6 protein-coding genes are annotated in these 3,829 nt (G+C 60.6%); 4 read left to right on the top strand and 2 right to left on the bottom strand.

Going from position 1 to position 3,829, the window contains the following annotated elements; translation table 11 throughout:
• The coding region (locus tag WBV42_RS06410; protein WP_423985290.1) for a DUF4396 domain-containing protein at positions 1-671 on the top strand (671 nt) is incomplete at its 5' end.
• Between the two features lie 15 nt (positions 672-686).
• On the opposite strand, the gene WBV42_RS06405 is transcribed toward WBV42_RS06410, so the two are convergent.
• Positions 687-1,034, bottom strand: coding sequence for an SHOCT domain-containing protein (locus tag WBV42_RS06405; protein ID WP_423985289.1), 348 nt, complete (start codon positions 1,032-1,034; stop codon positions 687-689).
• An 85-nt stretch (positions 1,035-1,119) separates the two neighbouring features.
• Between WBV42_RS06405 and WBV42_RS06400 the strand changes: the two genes are divergently transcribed.
• Positions 1,120-1,803 (top strand): haloacid dehalogenase type II, encoded by a 684-nt coding sequence (locus tag WBV42_RS06400; protein ID WP_423985288.1) that lies wholly within the window; start codon positions 1,120-1,122, stop codon positions 1,801-1,803.
• A 72-nt stretch (positions 1,804-1,875) separates the two neighbouring features.
• On the opposite strand, the gene WBV42_RS06395 is transcribed toward WBV42_RS06400, so the two are convergent.
• A complete protein-coding gene (locus WBV42_RS06395) occupies positions 1,876-2,574 on the bottom strand; it encodes an MBL fold metallo-hydrolase (protein WP_423985287.1) in 699 nt (232 codons plus the stop codon).
• 90 nt (positions 2,575-2,664) lie between these two features.
• Here WBV42_RS06395 and WBV42_RS06390 point away from each other — a divergent pair, with 90 nt between their 5' ends.
• Together WBV42_RS06390 and WBV42_RS06385 are read left to right on the top strand one after the other, a co-directional pair.
• Positions 2,665-3,141, top strand: a complete 477-nt coding sequence (locus WBV42_RS06390) for an Lrp/AsnC family transcriptional regulator (RefSeq protein ID WP_423985286.1) — start codon at positions 2,665-2,667, stop codon at positions 3,139-3,141.
• A 141-nt stretch (positions 3,142-3,282) separates the two neighbouring features.
• The gene (locus tag WBV42_RS06385) at positions 3,283-3,660 is read left to right on the top strand and encodes a DUF7344 domain-containing protein (protein WP_423985285.1); all 378 of its coding nucleotides are present in this window, start codon (positions 3,283-3,285) and stop codon (positions 3,658-3,660) included.
• Positions 3,661-3,829 lie beyond the last annotated feature (169 nt).

Raw genomic sequence — 3,829 nt, 5'->3', positions numbered from 1 at the left:
TGAAGCCGATACTCTCGAATTCGACGGTACTCGGGGTCTGGGGGCTTTGCGTCCTCGTCTGCGTCGGCGTCCTCTGGTGGGACATTCGAAAGCGAAACGAAGCGCTCCCGTCGCTGATGAAGTTCGTCTGGACGCTGGTGGTGCTGTACTCCGGGCCGTTCGGACTGGCCGTCTACTGGTTCGCCGGACGAACCCAGATATCCCACGACTCGCTGTGGCGTCGCGGCTTCCTCTCCACCGCACACTGCTACTCCGGGTGCGGTGCCGGGGAAGTCGTCGGGATGGTCGCCATCGCGGGCGCGCTTGCCATCGGAAGCACGCTCGTACAGGCGGTCGGCACGTTCGCGCTCGCGTACGTGTTCGGCTACGCTCTGACGGTGGGTCCCCTGATTCAGGAGGGTGAAGGGTTCCGGTCCGCGTTCATGGACGCCTTCTACAGCGAGACGCCGTCGATAACCGTCATGGAGCTCGCCGCCATCGGTACGGACCTCCTGCTCGCCGGGGGAGCGACGTTCGGCGAACCCCTCTTCTGGGGGTCGCTTGTCTTCTCGCTCTCGGTCGGGTTCCTGTTCGCATATCCGGTGAACACCGCGCTCGTCCGGTTCGGCGTCAAGGAGGGGATGATGAACCCGAAGAAGATGCGCGACGACGGCGCACAGGCCGCCGACTGAGCGAATCGAAAACGCTCACTTTTCTTCGCGGAGTCGCCGTCGTCGTTGCTCGAACTCCTCCTCGGAGATATCCCCGCGAGCGTACGCCGTCCGTAGTTCCGTGAGTGCGGGGTCGCTCCCGAAATCACCGCGGTGGAGGGAACGATAGACGAAGTACCCGAGCGCGAAGAGGAGGACGAGCGGAACCAGCATCACGAGCCATCCCCACAACGGCATGTACCCCGCTCCGTATCGCCCACCCATCATCCATCCGCCCATCATCGGGAACGCGAACGCCATCATCACCAACGGAAGCAACAGGAGAACGACGATCAACCCGACGAGCAGTCGAAGCAGCGAATCGTGGTCGTTCGACGTGGCCATACCGATACTACGTCGGGGAGCGAAATAATCGTTTTCTCGGTCCGACCCCTGCGATTAACTCGTTCCCGACCCAACCTGTCAGGAGATGGCTTTCGATCCCGAGGCAGTTTCGACGGTGACGTTCGACTCGTACAGCACGCTGGTGGACGTGGATGCGGCGGAGAAGGCGCTCGCCGAGCGCGTGTCCGACCCCGAGCCAATCTCGAAACTGTGGCGCGCCCGGTCGCTCGAATACACGTTCGTCGCCAACCACGTGGACGCTTACCAACCGTTCTACGAGATGAACCGCGACGCGCTCGAATACGCTCTGTCGGCCCACGACGCGGACATCGAAGACGACGAACGCGACGAGATCCTGTCGGTGTACCACGAACTCGACGTGTTCGACGACGTGCGCGACGGCATCGAGCGACTACAAAACGGCGGGTACGACTGCTACGTCGTCTCCAACGGCAACCCCGAAATGCTCGACTCGATGGTCGAACACGCCGACATCGGCGACTTGCTGGAGGACACCATCAGCGCCGATGAGATCGGGACGTTCAAACCGGACGCCGAACTGTACCGCCACGCCGCCGACCGAATCGGGACGCCGGTCGAGGAACTCGCACACGTCACCGCAGGCTGGTTCGACGTGATCGGCGCGAAACACGCCGGACTGCAAGGGGTGTGGTTGAATCGAAAGGATATGCCGTGGGAACCGTTCGACGGCGAACCGGACCTGACCGTGGATTCGATTCACGACGTGGCCGACGAACTGGGCGTATGAGGAGAGGCGAAGTGAGGTGTAGGCCGATTACGGAAGCCGATCGAACCGTACCGAAACCATCGTTTTACGCGTTCACAACCGTCGGACGAGTCGCGAAAGCACCTCGGAACCGTCCCGTAGGATCGGTTGACCGTGGCCCATGCAGAGGAGTTCGAGCGGCGGAACCGCACCCGCAAACCGCCGGATACTGCGTTTGATTTGGCGGGTATCGTAGGAGTCCCACCATTCGGGCGGCGTCAATGCCCCGTCGCGCTCCCAGACGAGGTCGCCGAGGAATCCGACCCCTAGTTCGTCGTGGACGTAGGCCGTGTGGCCCGGATTGTGGCCGGGGGTGTGGTGGGCCGTGAACCCGCCGATACGCGTGCCGTCGTCCACGGAACGCACGTCGAGTCGGGACGGAATCGAAACGAGTCGCCGGACGAGACGGTGAAACGCCCCTTTGTGGTGGAACAGCGGCGGGTCGTAGATTCCGGCGAGAAGGTCGGCGTCGCGTCGGCCGACGAACACCGGCGCGTCGAGGTCGGGAATATCATGGAGGCCGCCGATGTGGTCGATGTCGTAGTGGGTGATGAGCACGCGGTCGATGTCCGCGACACGGAATCCGGCGTCCCCAAGTTCGCGGCGCAGGCCGATCCACGGGAGACCGGCGTCCACGAGCGTTACGGCACCGTCACGCGTTACCGTCCGGTCGTCCACGAGGAAGGCGTTGGCTCCGACGACGGGAATCCCGAGTTCGAGCAGCCACACGCAGGGTGCGAGTTGCCGAGCCATACGCAGAGACCACTGCGCTGGAACGTAATGTTTCGGAGAAGTATTCGAAACGCCAAAATCCTCATCAGTGAGACGGAAGTAGACCGTCATATGAGTCCGGTTCGGCTCGACAACGTCGATAGAGGAATACTCCACGCGCTACAGAACGATGCCCGAAACAGCACTGCGGCGGAGATGGGGGAAGAAGTCGATGTGTCGGCGAGCACCGTCAGAAACCGTATTCAACGATTGGAGGACGCAGGAATCATCGAGGGGTACCATCCGGATATCAACTACGAGAAGGCGAACTACCAGTTACACGTTCTCATCGTCTGTCGTGCCCCTCCCTCCAACCGTTCGAGGCTCGCGGATCAAGTGATGGGGATAACCGGGGTCGTCACCGTTCGAGAGTTGCTCACAGGGACCGAAAACTTGCACGTCGAGGCGATCGCCGTCAACTCCGACACGGTGGATTCCATCACCGAACAGATAGACGAACTGGGGATGGACATCGTGAGCACTGACATAATAAAGGTAGAACGTACCCAACCGTTCAACCACTTCGGACAGGAAGTCGTCGAGGAGTAACCGACGGGAAGACCTCCATCGGTCGTCGTCGCTACGAGTTGTGGAAACCGACGTGATAACGGCGGTCGAGTGCTGAATCCGCAGCAACAGAGGTAGAGATTCCACAATGATTTTTTCCAATACAGGCCCGTTACTAGGAGTATGGTTGCTGATTCCCGAACTGAGACATCCGCTACACGACCACCTGGCGAACTGTCGGTTGATACCGTTCTGCGCCTCGTCGCGAATCGGCGGCGACATCTCGTCATCGATCGCCTAAAACAGCACGATCTCGCGCTCACGTTGGCCGATCTGGCCGAGGAAGTCGCCGTAGCGGAGAACGACGTTCGACTCCCCGACATAGACGAACAGGAAGTGTTACACGTGTATTTGAGTCTCTATCACAACCATATTCCACGGTTGAGCGAACACGGTGTCGTGGAGTACGAGCAGGAACGGGATTTGGTCGAACTGTCGGACGATACCGGTCCCGTAACGGATCTGCTATCCGTTCTGTCGGACAACGGATTCGAGCGATAACGAGGGATGTCCATCAGCCCAAACGAGGGAAAGTGTTCGGCCGATAACCAAACCGTTCGGCTCTATTTGTACTCGACCGAAACGGCGGTTCGAACGTCGCTCGTTCCGCGAACGTATCGAACACCGCCATCACGAACGACGTCGAAGAGGCGAAACGAGACGACGAGGC

It is taken from the genome of Haladaptatus sp., assembly GCF_049589095.1.
Taxonomy (GTDB): domain Archaea; phylum Halobacteriota; class Halobacteria; order Halobacteriales; family Haladaptataceae; genus Haladaptatus.
This window is presented reverse-complemented; position numbering and strand designations above follow the sequence as displayed.